The organism is Pseudomonas sp. NBRC 111123 (genome assembly GCF_001320205.1).
GTDB classification, from domain to species: domain Bacteria; phylum Pseudomonadota; class Gammaproteobacteria; order Pseudomonadales; family Pseudomonadaceae; genus Aquipseudomonas; species Aquipseudomonas putida_J.
Genome location: NZ_BCAZ01000026.1, coordinates 29,226 through 47,108 on the forward strand (window position 1 = coordinate 29,226; position 17,883 = coordinate 47,108).

Annotated in this window: 13 protein-coding genes; 11 read left to right on the forward strand and 2 right to left on the reverse strand. The window is 63.9% G+C overall.

Annotated elements, in window-relative coordinates; genetic code table 11:
• Positions 1-44 precede the first annotated feature (44 nt).
• Both APH27_RS14740 and APH27_RS14745 read right to left on the reverse strand, forming a co-directional pair.
• On the reverse strand, positions 45-3,341 hold the full coding sequence (locus APH27_RS14740) for a PAS domain S-box protein (protein WP_060485188.1): 3,297 nt from the start codon (positions 3,339-3,341) through the stop codon (positions 45-47).
• A 61-nt stretch (positions 3,342-3,402) separates the two neighbouring features.
• Positions 3,403-4,281: a LysR family transcriptional regulator gene (locus tag APH27_RS14745; protein ID WP_060485189.1), complete on the reverse strand. Its 879-nt coding sequence runs from the start codon at positions 4,279-4,281 to the stop codon at positions 3,403-3,405.
• 131 nt (positions 4,282-4,412) lie between these two features.
• Here APH27_RS14745 and leuC point away from each other — a divergent pair, with 131 nt between their 5' ends.
• The 11 genes from leuC (at position 4,413) to folC (ending at position 17,881) form a co-directional block, all read left to right on the forward strand.
• Positions 4,413-5,846, forward strand: a complete 1,434-nt coding sequence (gene leuC / locus APH27_RS14750; RefSeq protein ID WP_027919155.1) for a 3-isopropylmalate dehydratase large subunit — start codon at positions 4,413-4,415, stop codon at positions 5,844-5,846.
• Positions 5,843-6,487 (forward strand): 3-isopropylmalate dehydratase small subunit, encoded by a 645-nt coding sequence (gene leuD, locus APH27_RS14755; protein WP_027919154.1) that lies wholly within the window; start codon positions 5,843-5,845, stop codon positions 6,485-6,487. Before leuC ends, leuD begins: the two co-directional genes overlap by 4 nt.
• Before the next feature lie 148 nt (positions 6,488-6,635).
• A complete protein-coding gene (locus APH27_RS14760; protein ID WP_060485190.1) occupies positions 6,636-7,400 on the forward strand; it encodes a class I SAM-dependent methyltransferase in 765 nt (254 codons plus the stop codon).
• A 54-nt stretch (positions 7,401-7,454) separates the two neighbouring features.
• The gene (leuB, locus tag APH27_RS14765; protein WP_027919152.1) at positions 7,455-8,537 is read left to right on the forward strand and encodes a 3-isopropylmalate dehydrogenase; all 1,083 of its coding nucleotides are present in this window, start codon (positions 7,455-7,457) and stop codon (positions 8,535-8,537) included.
• A 63-nt stretch (positions 8,538-8,600) separates the two neighbouring features.
• Positions 8,601-9,713 (forward strand): aspartate-semialdehyde dehydrogenase, encoded by a 1,113-nt coding sequence (gene asd, locus APH27_RS14770; RefSeq protein ID WP_027919151.1) that lies wholly within the window; start codon positions 8,601-8,603, stop codon positions 9,711-9,713.
• A gap of 223 nt (positions 9,714-9,936) precedes the next feature.
• Positions 9,937-10,941, forward strand: a complete 1,005-nt coding sequence (locus APH27_RS14775) for an aspartate-semialdehyde dehydrogenase (protein ID WP_060485191.1) — start codon at positions 9,937-9,939, stop codon at positions 10,939-10,941.
• A 72-nt stretch (positions 10,942-11,013) separates the two neighbouring features.
• Positions 11,014-13,737, forward strand: a complete 2,724-nt coding sequence (locus APH27_RS14780) for a FimV/HubP family polar landmark protein (RefSeq protein WP_060485192.1) — start codon at positions 11,014-11,016, stop codon at positions 13,735-13,737.
• Between the two features lie 206 nt (positions 13,738-13,943).
• Complete coding sequence (truA, locus tag APH27_RS14785; protein WP_027919148.1) at positions 13,944-14,798, forward strand: tRNA pseudouridine(38-40) synthase TruA; 855 nt, start codon at positions 13,944-13,946, stop codon at positions 14,796-14,798.
• A 60-nt stretch (positions 14,799-14,858) separates the two neighbouring features.
• Entirely contained in the window at positions 14,859-15,479 is a 621-nt protein-coding gene (locus tag APH27_RS14790; protein WP_060485193.1) for a phosphoribosylanthranilate isomerase, read from the forward strand.
• Positions 15,480-15,701: 222 nt separating this feature from the next.
• A complete protein-coding gene (gene accD / locus APH27_RS14795) occupies positions 15,702-16,595 on the forward strand; it encodes an acetyl-CoA carboxylase, carboxyltransferase subunit beta (protein ID WP_027919146.1) in 894 nt (297 codons plus the stop codon).
• Entirely contained in the window at positions 16,595-17,881 is a 1,287-nt protein-coding gene (gene folC, locus APH27_RS14800; RefSeq protein WP_060485194.1) for a bifunctional tetrahydrofolate synthase/dihydrofolate synthase, read from the forward strand. Before accD ends, folC begins: the two co-directional genes overlap by 1 nt.
• Positions 17,882-17,883 lie beyond the last annotated feature (2 nt).

Below are 17,883 nucleotides of genomic sequence, written 5' to 3' on the forward strand. Positions count from 1 at the left end.
GGCGGGCTGATAGAAAGGGCACCTTCGGGTGCCCTTTTTTCGTTTCAGTAATCCGCCGGCGCCTCCAGCAACATCTGTCGGAATTCCGGCAGCGGCAGTGGCCGGCTGTGCAGGTAGCCTTGATACAGGTGGCAGCCCAGGCGTTCGAGAAACGCCAGTTGCTCGGTCAGCTCCACCCCTTCGGCGATCACTGCCAGGTCAAGGCTACGAGCCATGGCCACGATGGCGCGGACAATTTCGGCATCGTTGGGGTCTTCCGGGGCGTCGCGGACGAAGGTCTGGTCGATTTTCAGCGCGTCCACCGGCAGGCGCTTGAGGTAAGTCAGCGAGGAGTAACCGGTACCGAAATCGTCCATCGCAAAGCTCACGCCATAGCGCTTGAGCTCGCGCATCTTGCTGATGGTGTCTTCGAGGTTCTGGATGACGATGCCCTCGGTGATTTCCAGCTTCAGCATCTGCCGCGGCAGGTGGTAGTCGTCGAGGCTGCGTAGTACCCGCTCGACAAAATCATTCTGACGGAACTGCCGCGGGCTGATGTTCACGCACAGGCTGAAATCGTCGGCATCAATCAGGCGGTCTTCCAGCATGCGTGCGCAGGCGTCGCAGGCTTCGTCGAGGATCCAGCTGCCAACTTCCAGAATCAGGCCGCTTTCTTCAAGCACCTGGATGAACTGCGAGGGAGGTTGCTGGCCAAGTTGCGGATGGTGCCAGCGCAGCAGCACTTCGGCGCCGACGATGCGATTGTCGCGGGCGTCGACCTGAGGCTGGAAATGCAAGGCCAGCTCGCCGCGGGCCAGGGCCAGGCGCAGGTCGCTTTCCATGCGCAGGCGCTCGCTGGCGGCCTTCTGCATGGTGGTGTGGAACAGCTGGGTAGTGTTGCGCCCCGAATCCTTGGCCCGGTACAGGGCGATGTCGGCGCGCTTGAGCAGATCGGCCGGGGTCGCGCCATGGTCCGGGATCAGCGCCACGCCAATGCTCGGCGTCACCTGCAGGCGCTGGCCGTCCAGCGACATCGGTTCGGCCAGCAGTTCGCGCAGGGTGTCGGCCAGCTCGCGGACTTTGGCCTCCACTGCTTCGCGGCTGCCTTCCAGGCCGCTGAGCAGCACCACGAACTCATCGCCACCCAGGCGCGCCACGGTGTCTTCCAGGCGCACGCTGGCCTCCAGGCGTGCTGTGATGATCTTCAGCACCGTGTCGCCCACCGGGTGCCCGAGCGAGTCGTTGATGTGCTTGAAGTGGTCCAGGTCGAGGAACAGCAGCGCGCCACGCAGGTTGTGCCGGCGCAGCAGGGCGATCTGCTGGCTCAGGCGGTCCATCAGCAAGGCGCGGTTGGGCAGGTTGGTCAGTGGGTCGTGGTAGGCGAGGTGGCGGATCTGGGCCTGGGCGTTCTTCAGCTGGCTCACATCGCGGGCGGTCAGCAGCAGGCAGTCGACCTCGTTGAGGCTGATCGGCTCCACCGACACCTCGACGGTGAGGATGTCGCCACGCTTGTTGCGCCCAAGCATCTCCCGGTGGTGCACCCGGCCACGCGCCTTGAGCTCGCTGAGCAGGGCGCCGCGCTGCTTGTCATCGGCCCAGATGCCGATTTCGTAGACGCTGCGGCCGATCACTTCGCCGGCGCTGTAGCCGGTCAGGCGGCAGAATCCGTCGTTGACTTCCAGGTAGCGGCCGCTGCGGCGTTCGGTGATGGTGATGGCGTCGGGGCTGGAATGGAAGGCCTTGGCGAACTTCTCTTCGCTGGACTTGAGCGCCGCCTCGGCACGTTGCTGCTGGGTGATGTCGCGCAAGGTGGTGACGCTGCAGGGCTGGTCGTCGACGGTGATCAGGCGGCTGGCAATCACGCAGGTCAGTGGCGAGCCATTGCGGTGGTTGACCACCACCGCGACATTGCTCAGCGCCTGTTCGCGGATCACCCGCTCGATGCGCTGGGCGCGTTCGATCGATTCGGCCCACAGGCCAATCTCTTCGGCGGTGCGGCCGATCACCTGTTCGGCATTCCAGCCGAAGGTCTGGGTGAAGGCCGGGTTGATCTCGATGAACTGGCCAGTGTCCTGGCGGGTTACGCAGATCGGGTCGGGGCTGACCTGGAACAGGCTGGCGAATTTTTCTTCCGAGGCGCTCAGGCGCTGTTCACGTTCTACCTGCTCGGTGATATCGAGCAAGGTGCCGGCCATGCGCAACGGGTTGCCCTGGTCGTCGCGATAGAGGCGTGCACGGCTTTCGATATAGCGTGAGGTGCCATTTTCCAGCTGTACGCGGTAGGTGATCTGGTAGTTGCCTGCCGGGCCTTCGCGCAGGCTGCGGTAGGCCTGGCGCATGCTGGCACGCTCGTGCTCCGGCACACCTTCGAAGAACGAGTCGAACGACTCATGGAACGGCACCGGGTCCAGCCCGTGCAATTGCGCGGCGCGGGCCGAGCCGTAGAGCATGCCGCTGGGGATGTGCCAGTCCCAGGTGCCCAGCTGAGCCGAGTCCAGTGCCAGGTCCAGGCGTTCCTGGCTGTCCTTGAGGGCCTGCTCGGCGCGTTTGCGTTCGGTGGTGTCGACGAAGGTGCTGATCAGGTAAGTGACGCCCTCCATGTCGATGCTCTGGGTGCACAGAATGCCGTCGTGGAGTTTGCCGGTGCTGGCGCGGAACTGCACCTCCATGATTGCCGGGCCCTGGTTGCCGCGGGTTGCTTCGATGACCTGGTGACGCTGTTCGGGATTGACCCAAAGGCCCAGTTCGATGCTGGTCTTGCCGATTACCTGGTCGCCAGGCCAGCCGAACATGTCCTCGAAGTGCTGGTTGACCTCGATGATCATGCCGTCCTGGCGGCGGCTCAGCAAAATCGCGTTGGGGCTCAGGTGAAATAGGGTGGCGAAGCGCTTTTCCGAGTTGATAAGCGCGTTTTCCCGTTCGCGCTGGCGAGTGATTTCGCGGATCACCCCGATCATCTGCCTGCGGCCATGGCGGTCGTGGGTCAGGCTGCCGTTGATTTCCAGCCAATGCAGGCTGCCGTCCGGCCAGCGGATGCGATGGCGCATGGCCTGTTCTACCGGCTCGCCATTGACCACCGCGTGGAACAGCTGGCGGGTTCGCGCGCGGTCTTCCTCTGGCAGGAGGTCGAGGTAGTCGACGTCGTTGGGCAGCGGCCGTTGCGGGTCGAAGCCGAACAGCGCCTGGGTGCCCCGTGACCAGCTGATCCGGCCAGTGTCGATGTCCCACAGCCAGGCGCCCAGGCGGGCGCCATTGAGCGCGGCCAGCAGTTGCGGGGCGTTCTGCCAGGCCTGTTCCGATTCCTGAGGGTCGGCCGCAGGGATGCGCGGCAGGCGCGGAAAGCGATTTGCTGATTTGGGCATTGGTACCAGACCTTTGGCGTTTGACGCGTCCATGAGTTGGAAATGCCGAGCTGACGACCGGTCAGGCGGACCCTGCGTGGCTATCGAGCAGGGCCATGAAGGCCCTTGCAGCGTTCGATAGCGTGCGCTCCGTGTGCAGAATGTAGCCTAGCTGGCGCGACAGCTGTATGCCGGGCAAGGCGATGGGTGCAACCTGATCGTCCAGCATAGTCCGGGGCAGCACGCTCCAGGCCAGGCCGATCGAGACCATCATCTTGATGGTCTCCAGGTAGTTGGTGCTCATGGCGATGTTCGGCGTCAGGCCCTGGCTTTCGAACAGTCGCTGCACAATGTGGTGGGTGAAGGTGTTGCCGCCGGGGAAGACGGCCGGGTGGCGGGCCACGTCGGCCAGGCTGACAGCGTGGTTGCTGGCCAGCGGATGCTCGGGGGCTGCCACGAAATCCAGGGCGTCGTCCCACACGGGTACGGCCTTGACCAGGTGGTGAGGCTCGGGGGCGAGGGTGATCACGGCAATTTCAGCGCGGCCATGGAGGATTTCATCGTAGGCCTGTTCCGAATCCATGAACTGAATATCCAGCGCCACGGCGGGGTGCTGACGGGTAAATGCCCGCAGTAGCGGCGGCAGGCGGTGCAGGCCGATGTGGTGGCTGGTTGCCAGGGTCAGGCGACCGCTCACCTCGCCGTTGAGGTTGGTCAGCGCCCGTCGGGTATCATCGAGAACGTTGAGGATCTGGTACGCGCGGGGCAATAGCGCGCGGCCGGCTTCGGTCAAGGTAACCTCGCGGCCCAGGCGATCGAACAGGCGCACGTTCAGTTGCTGCTCCAACCCGGCGATGCGCTTGCTGATGGCTGGCTGGGTCAGGAACAGGCGCTCGCCTGCGCCGGAAAAACTGCCGGTTTCGGCAATGGCGATGAAGGCACTCAGGTTGGCCAGATCCACGGCATACAATTCCTGTTGGTTATCCAAAGCATAAAAATTATGAATTTGAGTTATTCAATCTAACCCCATAGCATCGTCCGTACAAGCCAAGGGGTCTTTGGCATAGAAAGACGCTGATGAGGAACAGTCTGATGGCTGGCAAAACGCTCTACGACAAACTCTGGGAAGCCCATGAGGTCAAGCGCCGTGATGACGGCTCGTCCTTGATCTACATCGACCGCCATATCATTCACGAAGTGACGTCGCCCCAGGCCTTCGAAGGCCTGCGACTGGCCAATCGCAAACCGTGGCGCATCGATGCCAACATCGCCACCCCGGACCACAACGTACCGACCACGCCAGAGCGCAAGGGCGGCATCGAAGCCATCGCCGACCAGGTGTCGCGCCTGCAGGTGCAGACCCTCGATGAGAACTGTGACGAGTATGGCATCGTCGAATTCAAGATGAACGACGAGCGCCAGGGCATCGTCCACGTCATCAGCCCGGAGCAGGGCGCCACCTTGCCGGGCATGACCGTGGTCTGCGGTGACTCGCACACCTCCACCCACGGCGCTTTCGGTGCCTTGGCCCATGGCATCGGCACTTCCGAGGTCGAGCACGTGCTCGCCACCCAGTGCCTGGTCGCCAAAAAGATGAAGAACATGCTGGTGCGTGTCGAAGGCCAGTTGCCGGCCGGCGTCACCGCCAAGGACATCGTCCTTGCCGTGATCGGCAAGATCGGCACCGCCGGTGGTAACGGCCATGCCATGGAGTTCGCCGGCAGCGCCATCCGCGCGTTGTCGATGGAAGGCCGCATGACCATCTGCAACATGTCCATCGAAGCCGGTGCCCGTGTGGGCCTGGTGGCGACCGACGCCACCACCGTTGCCTACGTTGAAGGCCGCCCGTATGCGCCGAAGGGCGAGGACTGGAAGCGTGCCGTCGAAGCGTGGAAAGACCTGGTTTCCGACGACGATGCCGTGTTCGACACCGTAGTCGAGCTCGACGCTGCGCAAATCAAGCCACAAGTCAGCTGGGGTACTTCGCCGGAGATGGTGCTGGCCGTGGATCAGCGCGTGCCGGACCCGGCCGCCGAGCCAGACCTGATCAAGCGTGGTTCGATCGAGCGTGCCCTCAAGTACATGGGCCTCGCCGCCAACCAGGCGATCACCGACATCAAGCTTGACCGCGTATTCATCGGTTCGTGCACCAACTCGCGCATCGAAGACCTGCGCGCCGCCGCCGAAATCGCCAAGGGCCGCAAGGTCGCCGCGACGGTCAAACAGGCGCTGGTGGTGCCGGGCTCGGGCCTGGTCAAGGCCCAGGCCGAGCGTGAAGGCCTGGACAAGATCTTCCTCGAAGCTGGCTTCGAATGGCGTGAACCTGGCTGCTCGATGTGCCTGGCGATGAACCCGGACCGCCTGGAAAGCGGCGAGCATTGCGCGTCCACCTCCAACCGCAATTTCGAAGGCCGTCAGGGCGCCGGTGGCCGTACCCACCTGGTCAGCCCGGCCATGGCTGCCGCTGCCGCGGTGACCGGCCACTTCATCGATGTCCGCGAGTTGATCCAAGGGAGCGCAGCATGAAAGCCTTTACCCAGCACACCGGTCTCGTCGCGCCGTTGGATCGTGCCAACGTCGACACCGACCAGATCATCCCCAAGCAGTTTCTCAAGTCGATCAAGCGCACCGGCTTCGGCCCCAACCTGTTCGATGAGTGGCGTTATCTGGATGTCGGTCAGCCGTACCAGGACAACAGCAAGCGCCCGCTGAACCAGGAGTTCGTGCTCAACCACGCACGTTACCAAGGTGCCAGCGTGCTGCTGGCGCGGGAAAACTTTGGCTGCGGTTCGAGCCGTGAGCACGCACCGTGGGCGCTGGATGAATACGGCTTCCGTAGCGTGATTGCGCCAAGTTTCGCTGACATCTTCTTCAACAACAGCTTCAAGAACGGTTTGCTGCCGATCATCCTCAGCGACGAGGAAGTCGACGAGTTGTTCAAGCAGGTCGAAGCCAATCCGGGGTACCAGTTGACCATCGACCTGCAGGCGCAGGCGGTGACCCGCCCGGATGGCAAGGTGCTGCACTTCGAGATCGATGCGTTCCGCAAGCACTGCCTGCTCAATGGCCTGGACGACATCGGCCTGACCTTGCAGGACAGCGATGCGATCAAGGCATTTGAAGGCAAGCACCGCGCCAGCCAGCCTTGGCTGTTCCGTGACGCCTGAAGTTCGGTGTTAGCAGTACTGGCCTTTTCGCGGGTAAACCCGCTCCCACAGAGGTACCACAGGACGTGAGGGCAGCGTTGTACCTGTGGGAGCGGGTTCACCCGCGAAAGGGCCGGCACAAGCAACAAATAACCAAAAGGATTTAGTCATGACCAGCACCACCCACACCGATGTGGTCCAGCGCCAGTTCGGCGAACAGGCAAGCGCCTACCTCAGCAGCGCCGTGCATGCCCAGGGCAGCGAATTCGCCCTGCTGCAGGCCGCGCTGGCGGGGCAGGGCAGTGCCCGCGTGCTGGACCTGGGCTGCGGTGCTGGCCATGTCAGTTTTCACGTCGCGCCTTTGGTCGCCGAAGTGGTCGCCTACGACCTCTCGCAATCGATGCTCGACGTGGTCGCCAGTGCCGCCAGTGAGCGCGGCCTGGGCAATATCATCACCGAGTGCGGCGCCGCCGAACGCCTGCCGTTCGCCGACGCTTCGTTCGACTTCGTCTTCAGCCGCTACTCGGCACACCACTGGAGCGACCTCGGCGTGGCCCTTCGCGAAGTGCGCCGGGTGCTCAAGCCGGGTGGTGTGGCAGCATTCATCGATGTGATGTCGCCGGGCAGCCCGTTGCTCGACACCTACCTGCAGACCGTCGAAGTGCTGCGCGACACCAGCCATGTGCGCGACTACTCGGCCGCCGAATGGCAGCGCCAGGTCAGCGAAGCCGGCCTGCACGTGCGCAGCCACACGCGCCAGCCATTGCGCCTGGAGTTTGCCAGCTGGGTCGAACGCATGCGCACCCCGGAGCCGATGCGCGTTGCCATCCGCCAATTGCAGCAAGCCATGGGCGAAGAAGTACGGCAGTATTACCAGATCGAGGCCGATGGCTCGTTCAGCACCGATGTGCTGGTGTTGTGGGCCGAGCGATAAGAACTTTTCGGTGGGGCCCGCTTGGTCGCACCGCGTGAATGGATAGAGGAAAGCATGAGCAAGCAGATTCTGATTCTCCCAGGTGATGGCATCGGCCCGGAAATCATGGCCGAGGCGGTCAAGGTACTGGAGCTGGCCAACGACAAGTTCCAGCTCGGCTTCAGCCTCGAGCATGACGTGATCGGCGGCGCCGCCATCGACAAGCACGGCGTGCCGCTGGCCGATGAAACCCTGGACCGTGCACGCAAGGCCGACGCCGTGCTGCTGGGCGCCGTGGGTGGCCCGAAGTGGGACAAGATCGAGCGTGACATCCGCCCGGAGCGCGGCCTGCTGAAAATCCGTTCGCAGCTGGGCCTGTTCGCCAACCTGCGCCCAGCCATCCTCTACCCGCAACTGGCCGACGCTTCCTCGCTGAAGCCGGAAATCGTCTCGGGCCTGGATATCCTCATCGTCCGTGAGCTGACCGGCGGCATCTACTTCGGCGCCCCGCGCGGCCAGCGCGAGCTGGAAGGTGGCGAGCGTCAGGCCTACGACACCCTGCCTTACAGCGAAAGCGAAGTGCGCCGTATCGCCCGTGTCGGCTTCGACATGGCCCGCGTGCGTGGCAAGAAGCTGTGCTCGGTGGACAAGGCCAACGTCCTGGCCTCCAGCCAGCTGTGGCGTGAAGTGGTCGAAGACGTGGCCAAGGACTACCCGGACGTCGAGTTGAGCCACATGTATGTCGACAACGCCGCCATGCAGCTGGTCCGCGCACCGAAACAGTTCGATGTGGTAGTGACCGACAACATGTTCGGTGACATCCTGTCGGATGAAGCTTCCATGCTGACCGGTTCCATCGGCATGCTGCCGTCGGCCTCCCTGGACGCCAACAACAAGGGCATGTACGAGCCTTGCCACGGTTCGGCTCCGGACATCGCCGGGCAGGGCATCGCCAACCCGCTGGCGACCATCCTGTCGGTGTCGATGATGCTGCGTTACAGCTTCAACCAGCACGCGGCGGCCGAGGCGATCGAGAAGGCGGTCAGCGTCGTGCTGGACCAGGGCCTGCGTACCGGTGACATCTGGTCGGCCGGCTGCGACAAAGTAGGCACGCAGGAAATGGGCGACGCAGTAGTCGCAGCGTTGCGGAATCTGTAATCTCTCTGGCCCGCCACCAAACTTTCGAGGTGGCGGCCCACTTTTAGCAAAGGTGTAGTTGCGATGAAACGTGTAGGTCTGATCGGTTGGCGCGGTATGGTCGGTTCCGTGCTCATGCAGCGGATGCTGGAGGAGCAGGATTTCGACCTTATCGAGCCAGTGTTCTTCACCACGTCCAACGTGGGTGGCCAAGGCCCGAACGTGGGCAAGGATATTGCTCCGCTCAAGGACGCTTATTCGATTGAAGAACTCAAGACCCTCGACGTGATCCTGACCTGCCAGGGTGGCGACTACACCAACGAGGTGTTCCCCAAGCTGCGTGAAGCCGGCTGGCAGGGTTACTGGATCGATGCCGCCTCTTCGCTGCGCATGCAGGATGACGCGGTCATCGTCCTCGACCCGGTCAACCGCAAGGTCATCGACCAGCAGCTCGACGCCGGTACCAAGAACTACATCGGCGGCAACTGCACCGTCAGCCTGATGCTGATGGGCCTGGGTGGCCTGTTCGAAGCCGGCCTGGTCGAGTGGATGAGCGCCATGACCTACCAGGCGGCGTCCGGTGCCGGCGCGCAGAACATGCGCGAGCTGATCAAGCAGATGGGCGCTACCCATGCGGCCGTTGCCGATGACCTGGCCAACCCCGCCAGCGCCATCCTCGACATCGACCGCAAGGTGGCAGAAACCATGCGTGGCGAAGCGTTCCCGACCGAGAACTTCGGCGTGCCGCTGGCCGGCAGCCTGATCCCGTGGATCGACAAGGAACTGCCGAACGGGCAGAGCCGCGAAGAGTGGAAGGCTCAGGCCGAGACCAACAAGATCCTCGGCCGCTTCAAGAGCCCGATCCCGGTCGACGGTATCTGCGTGCGCATCGGTGCCATGCGCTGCCACAGCCAGGCGCTGACCATCAAGCTGAACAAGGATGTGCCGCTTGCCGATATCGAAGGCATGATCAGCCAGCACAACCCGTGGGTGAAACTGGTGCCGAACCAGCGCGAGATCAGCATGCAAGAGCTGACCCCGACCCAGGTTACCGGCACCCTGAACATCCCGGTTGGCCGCCTGCGCAAGCTGAACATGGGTTCCCAGTACCTGGGCGCGTTCACCGTGGGTGACCAGCTGCTGTGGGGCGCCGCCGAACCGCTGCGTCGCATGCTGCGGATCCTGCTGGAGCGTTGATCGTTCTTGCTGCACCCAAAACCCGTGCTGGTGACAGCGCGGGTTTTTTTATGCCTGTGCTGGCCCCTTCGCGGGTAAACCCGCTCCCACAGATAAAGCGCGATCGTCTGGCGCGGTGATTTCCCTGTAGGAGCGGGTTCACCCGCGAAGAGGCCAGCACAGACAAAAGCCTACAATCCAAGTAAAGTGCCGCCCCCGCCGTTTCAGCAAAAGGATCTCTACCATGACCACTCCCCTGGACATCGCCATTGTTGGCGCCACCGGCAGCGTCGGTGAAACCCTCGTACAGATCCTTGAGGAGTTGGCCTTCCCGGTCGGTACCCTGCACCTGCTGGCCAGCATGGAATCGGCGGGCAGCAGCGTGATGTTCGCCGGCAAGAAGATCAAGGTACGTGAGGTCGACAGTTTCGACTTCGCCCAGGTCAAGCTGGCCTTCTTCGCCGCCAGCCCGGCCGTCAGCCGCAGCTTTGCCAGCAAGGCCGAGCAGGGCGGTTGCACGGTCATCGACCTTTCCGGGGGCCTGGAAGATGCCTTGGCCGTGGTGCCGGAAGCCAATGGTGACAGCGTTGCCACACTGAAGCGGCCAGCGCGCATCACCAGCCCCAGCTGCGCAGCTGTTGCCCTGGCCGTTGCCCTGGCACCGCTCAAGGGCCAACTGGACATTGAGCGGGTGCAAGTCATGGCTGCCCTGGCGGTGTCCGCGCAAGGTCGCGAGGCGGTCAGCGAACTGGCCCGGCAAACCGCCGAGCTGCTCAATGCCCGCCCGCTGGAGCCACGTTTCTTTGATCGGCAAATGGCCTTCAACCTGCTGGCCCAGGTCGGTGCCGTCGACGAGCATGGCCATACTGCCGTGGAGCGCCGCCTTGTTGGCGAGCTGCGCGAGCTGCTGGGGCTGCCGGAATTGAAGATTTCTGTGAGCTGTATTCAAGTCCCGGTGTTTTTCGGCGATAGCTTCAGTGTGGCGGTGCAGAGCCGCAACCCGGTCGATCTCGCACAGGTCAACCAGGCACTGGAACATGCCGAAAGCGTTGAGCTGGTGGAAAACGATGATTATCCGACCCCGGTCGGTGACGCAGTCGGCCAAGACGTGGTCTATGTTGGTCGTGTACGCCATGGAATTGACGAAAACCAGCAGCTCAACCTCTGGTTGACCACCGACAATGTGCGCAAGGGTGCTGCGCTGAATGCCGTGCAGGTGGCGCAATTGTTGATTAAACACATGGCGTAAAAGATACTGGCGAGCACTTTTGTCCCGCGCCGCACGCAGGTTTTTGGGACGATTCATACAAGGGAAGAGGTCATGCTTCGAATTCGCAAACTGGTTCTGGCCATGGCGGCAGCGTCTGCGCTGACGTCGGGCATGGCGAATGCCCTGGGGTTGGGTGAACTGACATTGAAGTCGGCGCAGAACCAGCCTCTGGATGCCGAGATCGAACTGCTCGACGTGCGCGACCTCACCGCAGCCGAAGTGGCGCCGAGCCTGGCGCCACCGGAAGAGTTCAGCAAGGCCGGGGTGGAGTTTCCGAGTTACCTCGAAGACCTGACCTTCACCCCGGTGATCAACCCCAACGGCAAGAGCGTGCTGCGGGTCACTTCCAGCCAGCCGCTGCCCGGCACGGTGGTCAAGTTTCTGGTCCAGGTGATGTGGCCCCAAGGCCGCCTGTTGCGTGACTACAGCGTGCTGCTCGACCAGGCCAAGGCCCAGGGTCAGCAGCCCGCGGCAGGCAATGTCAATCCGGCCACCAGCAGCGCAGGTAGCTACACCACCAAGCGCCGCGACACCTTGTGGCAGATCGCCGCCCGCAATACCCAGGGCGGTGGCTCGGTGCAGCAGACCATGATCGCCATCCAGGCGCTCAACCCGGATGCCTTCATTGGCAACAACATCAACCAGCTGAAGGTTGGCCAGGTTCTGCGCCTGCCGGACCAGCAGCAGATCCAGAACATCCCTCAGGGCGAAGCCAATCGTGAAGTGGCCGAGCAGTATGCGGCCTGGCGTGAAGGCCGGCGCCTGGGGCCGCGTGCGCGACAGCTCGATGCCACCCGCCGCGGTGCCGCCGACGCCGCGCCCGAACGTATCACCCAGGGCGATAACCTGCGCCTGGTCAGCCCCGGCAACCAGGCTGGCGGTAACAGTGCCAAGGCCATCAACGACAAGCTGGCCGTGGCCCAGGAAAGCCTGGATACCAGCCGCCGTGACAACGACGAACTGAAGAGCCGGGTGAGCGACCTGCAGAGCCAGATGGACAAGCTGCAGAAGCTGATCCAGCTGAAGAACGACCAGTTGGCGCGCCTTGAAGCCCAAGGCGCGGCACCTGAGGCGCCGCCTGCGGCCGCCTTGCCTGGCGAGCCGGCCCCTGCACAGCCCCCTGCAGCCGATGCCGCCCCGGCCGAGCCTGTGGTCGCGCCAGCACCGGCAGCTGTCGATACCGCGCCTGCCGAGGCCCCAGCTGACGAGGCGGCGGCTGCGCAACAACAGCCAGGCACCCTGGACGAAATGCTGGGCAATCCGGTCGTATTGGGCCTGATCGCCGGGTCCGCGTTCCTCGTGCTGTTGCTCCTGCTGTTGCTGCTGGCGCGCAAGCGCAAGGCCCAGCAAGAAGCGGAAAAACACCTGCGCATGGCCCGTGCACTGGCCGAAGAGGGCGAGCGCAGCCCGGACCTCGACTTGCCGCCGAGCAGCTTCGATCAGCTGGAAGTGTCCGCGCCGAGCGTGACCCTCTCGCCTGCCGTGGTGGCCGCCTCGGCCGCCGCCGCCGTGGCCGCGGAAAAATTGGATGCACCTGCGTCGCCGATTGTCGAGCCCGAACCGGTGCAGGACCCGAATGCCGAGCTGCTGGCCGAAGTGGACCTGAGTGTGTCGCGTGGTCGCCTGAACCACGCGGCTGACCTGCTGGAAAAGGCCGTGGCGGCGCAGCCGGAAAATGACACCCTGCGCCTCAAGCTGATGGACGTCTATGCCCGTCAGGGCGACCACAGCGCCTTCGTCGAGCAAGAGCGCAAGCTGCCTGGCAACGAAGCGAATACTGCTCAGGTCAGCAACCTCAAGGAGCGCTACCCGGCCATGCTGGGTCTCGCTGCCGTTGGCGTGGGTGCTGCGGCCCTGGCCGCCGAAATGGACGAGCAGTATGTACAGGAGCTGCTTCAGGAAGAGCCGCAAGCGCCAGCTGAAGCAGCACCAGAGCCTGAAGCAGAACCAGAACCAGAACCGCAGGCGGTCGTCGAGCCAGAGCCAGAGCCAGAACCTGAAGCTGAGCCCGAGCTTGAAGCCGCCGCCGAGGCCTTCACCGAGACCTCGGTGCTCGATGACCATGCGTTGGACAGCGCCTTCGACCTGAGTCTGGGTGATGATCTGCCAGCTGATGATCAGCTCGAGCCGCCAAGGCTGGGTGAGGTTCCGTTGGCCGAAGCGCCGCAGGCAGTCGCCGAACCGGAAACCGATGCCGATGACGATTTCGAAGCCTTGCTGGCCCAGGCCCAGGCCGAGCCGCAGAGTGTCGACGACCTGGCCGATTTCGACCTGTCTGATTTCGATCTGGATGGCGGTGAAGCGGCAGCCCCGGCAACCCCGGTTGCAGCGGATGAAGAGCCGGTGGATGTCGCTGCCGAGCTGGCAGCCTTCGACGCCATCCCGGAATTCGACCCGATTTCCGAGCTGGAACTGCCTGAAGACTTCGACCTGTCGCTGTCGCTGGATGACGACTCACCGGCTGCCAAAAGCTTCGCCTCGGAGCTGAGCGACGTCAACGCCGAGCTCGACAAGCTGTCGCAGAGCCTGGAGTCGCCATCGCTGGAGCCCCACTTCACCGCTGAGGACGCCGCCGCCGAACCCGCACCACTGGACGACCTCGACTTCGACTTTTTCTCCGGTGCCGACGAGGTGGCCACCAAGCTCGACCTGGCGCGTGCCTACATCGACATGGGCGACCACCAAGGCGCCCGCGACATCCTTGACGAAGTGGTCAAGGATGGTGACGACGGCCAGCGTCAGGAAGCCGAAGAGATGCTGTCACGCCTGGTCTGAAAGCTGCAGCTGAAATCGGTCCTTGTGGGGGCAGCTGTCATGCTCGACACTTGAACGCTTGCACGAGCCTTGTGGGAGCGGGCTGCCCGTGAACACGGGCGAAGCCCGTGCCATCCAGCGCGGCGCCTGCTTCGCGGGCAAGCCCGCTCCCACAGCCGTTATCGTTATAATCCCGCCATTCCGTATTACCCACAGGTTTCACGCTCTTGGACATCATCGACACCGCCGCCACCGAATCGGCCGCCGAAGGCTTCACCCGCATTGCCCTGGGTGTGGAATACAAAGGTTCACGCTACCGTGGCTGGCAGCGCCAGGCCAGCGGCGTGCCCAGTGTTCAGCAGGCCCTGGAGCAAGCATTGTCGAAGGTGGCCGACGAGCCGATCAGTGTCATCTGCGCCGGGCGCACCGATGCCGGCGTGCACGGCTGCGGGCAGATCGTGCATTTCGACACCCGTGCCGTGCGTGACGAGCGCGCCTGGACCCTCGGTACCAACTTCAACCTGCCCCACGACATCAGCGTGGTCTGGTCGCGCCCGATGCCGGCCGACTTCCATGCGCGTTTCAAGGCCTGTGCCCGGCGCTATCGCTATGTAATCTACAACGACCCGATCCGCCCCGCTCATCTGGCCGAGGAAGTCACCTGGAACCACCGCCCGCTGGACGTCGAGCGCATGGCCCAGGCCGCCCAGTACCTGCTCGGCACTCATGACTTCAGCGCCTTCCGCGCCAGCCAGTGCCAGGCCAAGTCGCCGATCAAGCACATCCACCACCTGCGCGTGACCCGCCACGGCCAGATGATCGTGCTGGACGTGCGTGCTACCGCGTTCCTGCACCACATGGTGCGCAACATCGCAGGGGTGCTGATGACCATTGGTGCCGGCGAACGCCCGGTCGAGTGGGCGCGCGAAGTGCTGGAGGGGCGCAACCGGCGCGAAGGCGGGGTTACCGCGCACCCCTATGGCCTGTACCTGGTACAGGTGGAGTACCCGGAAGAATTCCAGCTGCCGCAGCGTTACATCGGTCCACACTTTTTGACCGGTTACGAGGCGCTGGCCGACTGACGCGTCGGTAGTCATTTGCTACCATCGGGCCTTTCACCACTCACTCAAGGTTTGCTGTCCATGAGCAACGTTCGCAGCAAGATCTGCGGGATCACCCGCGTCGAAGACGCGCTGGCCGCCGCCGAGGCGGGGGCCGATGCCATCGGATTCGTCTTCTATGCCAAAAGCCCGCGTGCCGTGGACGTGCGCCAGGCGCGGGCGATCATTGCCGAGCTGCCACCGTTCGTGACCACTGTCGGGTTGTTCGTCAATGCCTCGCGTTGCGAGCTGAACGAGATTCTCGAGGTGGTGCCGCTGGACCTGCTACAGTTCCACGGCGACGAAACCCCGGCCGATTGCGAAGGCTATCACCGCCCCTGGATCAAGGCCCTGCGGGTGCGCCCGGGCGATGACCTGGAAGCGGCCTGCAAGCACTATGCCGGCGCTCGCGGCATCCTTCTCGACACCTACGTGGCCGGTGTGCCTGGCGGTACCGGCGAGGCCTTCGACTGGTCGTTGGTGCCGGCGCGGCTGAGCAAACCAATCATCCTTGCAGGCGGGCTGTCGGCCGACAATGTCGGCCAGGCGATCGCCCAGATGCGGCCGTACGCGGTGGATGTCAGCGGGGGGGTGGAGCAGGCCAAGGGCATCAAGGACGCAGCGAAGATCGAAGCCTTCATGCGTGCGGTGAAGCAGGCGTGACGGCAGATGTGACGGCTGGCGGCGCGCCATCGTCCATAGGTTTCGCAGCCCTGCGGGGCGGCCAGCGGCATGCCGTTAGGCCAAACGACAGATTGAAGACGGCGCGGCACGCAGGCAGCCCCTGTGGCCGGGCCGTCATCGTTTCATAGAAGAATTTGAGCTCAAGGGCAGGGCATGGCCGGCCAGTCCGGTCCCCGTCCGCCAATACTGGAGAAAAAAAGCATGAGCAACTGGTTAGTCGACAAACTGATCCCTTCGATCATGCGTTCCGAGGTGAAGAAGAGCTCGGTGCCGGAAGGCCTGTGGCACAAGTGCCCAGCCTGTGAGGCCGTGCTGTATCGTCCGGAGCTGGAAAAGACCTTGGATGTCTGCCCCAAGTGCAACCACCACATGCGCATCGGCGCACGTGCCCGCATCGACATCTTCCTCGATCCGGAAGGCCGCGCCGAGCTGGGTGCCGAGCTGGAGCCGGTCGACCGCCTGAAGTTCCGTGACGGCAAGAAGTACAAGGACCGCCTGACCGGTGCGCAGAAGCAGACCGGCGAAAAAGACGCCCTGATCTCCATGAGCGGCACCCTGATGGGCATGCCCATCGTGGTCAGCGCCTTCGAGTTCTCGTTCATGGGTGGCTCCATGGGGGCCATCGTCGGTGAGCGCTTCGTGCGTGCCGCCAACTACGCCCTGGAAAACCGCTGCCCGATGGTCTGCTTCTCTGCTTCCGGCGGGGCGCGCATGCAGGAAGCGCTGATCTCGCTGATGCAGATGGCCAAGACCTCGGCCGTACTGGCTCGCTTGCGCGAAGAAGGCATTCCGTTCATCTCGGTGCTGACCGACCCAGTGTACGGTGGTGTTTCCGCCAGCCTGGCAATGCTTGGCGACGTCATTGTCGGTGAGCCGAAGGCGCTGATCGGCTTCGCCGGCCCGCGCGTGATCGAGCAGACCGTGCGCGAAAAACTGCCGGAAGGCTTCCAGCGCAGTGAGTTCCTGCTGGAGCACGGCGCCATCGACCTGATCATCTCCCGTGGTGAGCTGCGCCCGCGCCTGGCTCGCCTGCTGGCACAGATGACCGGCCAGGAAACCCCTGAGCAGGCCCGTGAGGTCGCTGCGGTCGCGTGATGAAACAACGATCCCTGGGCGAGTGGCTCGCCTACCTCGAGCAGTTGCACCCCTCGGCCATCGACATGGGCCTGGAGCGGTCGCAAAAGGTGCTTGCCCGGCTGGCGCTGGGCAAGCTGGCGCCACGCGTGGTAACGGTGACTGGCACCAACGGCAAGGGCTCGACCTGCGCCTTCGTGGCCTCGCTGCTGCGCGCCCAGGGGCTGAAGGTGGGCGTGTACAGTTCGCCTCACCTGTTGCGCTACAACGAACGGGTAGTGATCGATGGCCGTGAAGCCAGCGATGAGCGCCTGTGCGAAGCCTTCGCCGCCGTCGAGGCGGCGCGGGGCGAAATTTCCCTGACCTACTTCGAGATGGGTACGCTGGCAGCGTTCTGGTTGTTCTACCAGTCGCAGCTGGATGCCGTGGTACTTGAAGTGGGCCTCGGTGGCCGCCTGGACACCGTGAACGTGGTGGATGCCGACCTGGCGCTGGTGACCAGCATCGGCGTCGACCATGTCGACTACCTGGGCGATACTCGCGAGCTGGTGGCCTTCGAGAAGGCCGGCATCTTCCGCCAGGGTAAACCGGCACTGTGCGGTGATCTCGATCCACCACAACCGCTGCTCGACAAGGCCGCCGAACTGGCTGCGCCACTGTTCCTGCGCGGCCGTGATTTCGATCTGGCAAGCAGCGAAGCTGGCTGGGACTGGCGCGGGGTCACGGGAGACGGCAAGCCGGTCGAGCTGCATGGCCTGCCGCTGCTCGACCTGCCCATGGAGAACGCTACCCTGGCCTTGCAGGCCTACCTGCTGATGGGCTTGCCGTGGGATGCCAGCCAGATCCGCCAGGCCCTGCTCGACACCCGCATCACCGGTCGCCTCGATCGTCGTCAGTTGACCTGGCAGGGCCGGGCTGTGGAACTGCTGCTGGATGTCGGGCACAACCCGCATGCTGCGGAGTATCTGGCCCGGCGTCTGGCTGCGCGACCGCTGAAAGGTCGTCGCCTGGCGGTGTTCGGCCTGCTTGCCGACAAGGACCTGCAGGGTGTCATTGCGCCCCTAAATGGGCTGGTCGACGACTGGGCAGTTGCGCCTCTGCACACGCCACGCAGCCGTCCGGCTGCCGAATTGGCCGCTGCCTTGACGAACCACGGCGCTGCGGTGAAGTCTTACGCCAGTGTCGACGCCGCCCTTGAAGGGCAATGCGCGCAGGCGACAGCGGATGACCAGATTCTGCTGTTCGGTTCGTTTTTCTGTGTCGCCGAGGCCCTGGAATGGCTGGAGCGGCAGGCCCTGGAGGGGTGACT

Excerpts from the sequence above, each read along its gene's own strand:
- APH27_RS14740 (WP_060485188.1), bottom strand. The coding sequence starts at position 3,341 with ATGCCCAAATCAGCAAATCGCTTTCCGCGCCTGCCGCGCATCCCTGCG.
- leuC (WP_027919155.1), top strand. The coding sequence starts at position 4,413 with ATGGCTGGCAAAACGCTCTACGACAAACTCTGGGAAGCCCATGAGGTC.
- leuD (WP_027919154.1), top strand. The coding sequence starts at position 5,843 with ATGAAAGCCTTTACCCAGCACACCGGTCTCGTCGCGCCGTTGGATCGT.
- APH27_RS14760 (WP_060485190.1), top strand. The coding sequence starts at position 6,636 with ATGACCAGCACCACCCACACCGATGTGGTCCAGCGCCAGTTCGGCGAA.
- leuB (WP_027919152.1), top strand. The coding sequence starts at position 7,455 with ATGAGCAAGCAGATTCTGATTCTCCCAGGTGATGGCATCGGCCCGGAA.
- asd (WP_027919151.1), top strand. The coding sequence starts at position 8,601 with ATGAAACGTGTAGGTCTGATCGGTTGGCGCGGTATGGTCGGTTCCGTG.
- APH27_RS14775 (WP_060485191.1), top strand. The coding sequence starts at position 9,937 with ATGACCACTCCCCTGGACATCGCCATTGTTGGCGCCACCGGCAGCGTC.
- APH27_RS14780 (WP_060485192.1), top strand. The coding sequence starts at position 11,014 with ATGCTTCGAATTCGCAAACTGGTTCTGGCCATGGCGGCAGCGTCTGCG.
- APH27_RS14790 (WP_060485193.1), top strand. The coding sequence starts at position 14,859 with ATGAGCAACGTTCGCAGCAAGATCTGCGGGATCACCCGCGTCGAAGAC.
- accD (WP_027919146.1), top strand. The coding sequence starts at position 15,702 with ATGAGCAACTGGTTAGTCGACAAACTGATCCCTTCGATCATGCGTTCC.
- folC (WP_060485194.1), top strand. The coding sequence starts at position 16,595 with ATGAAACAACGATCCCTGGGCGAGTGGCTCGCCTACCTCGAGCAGTTG.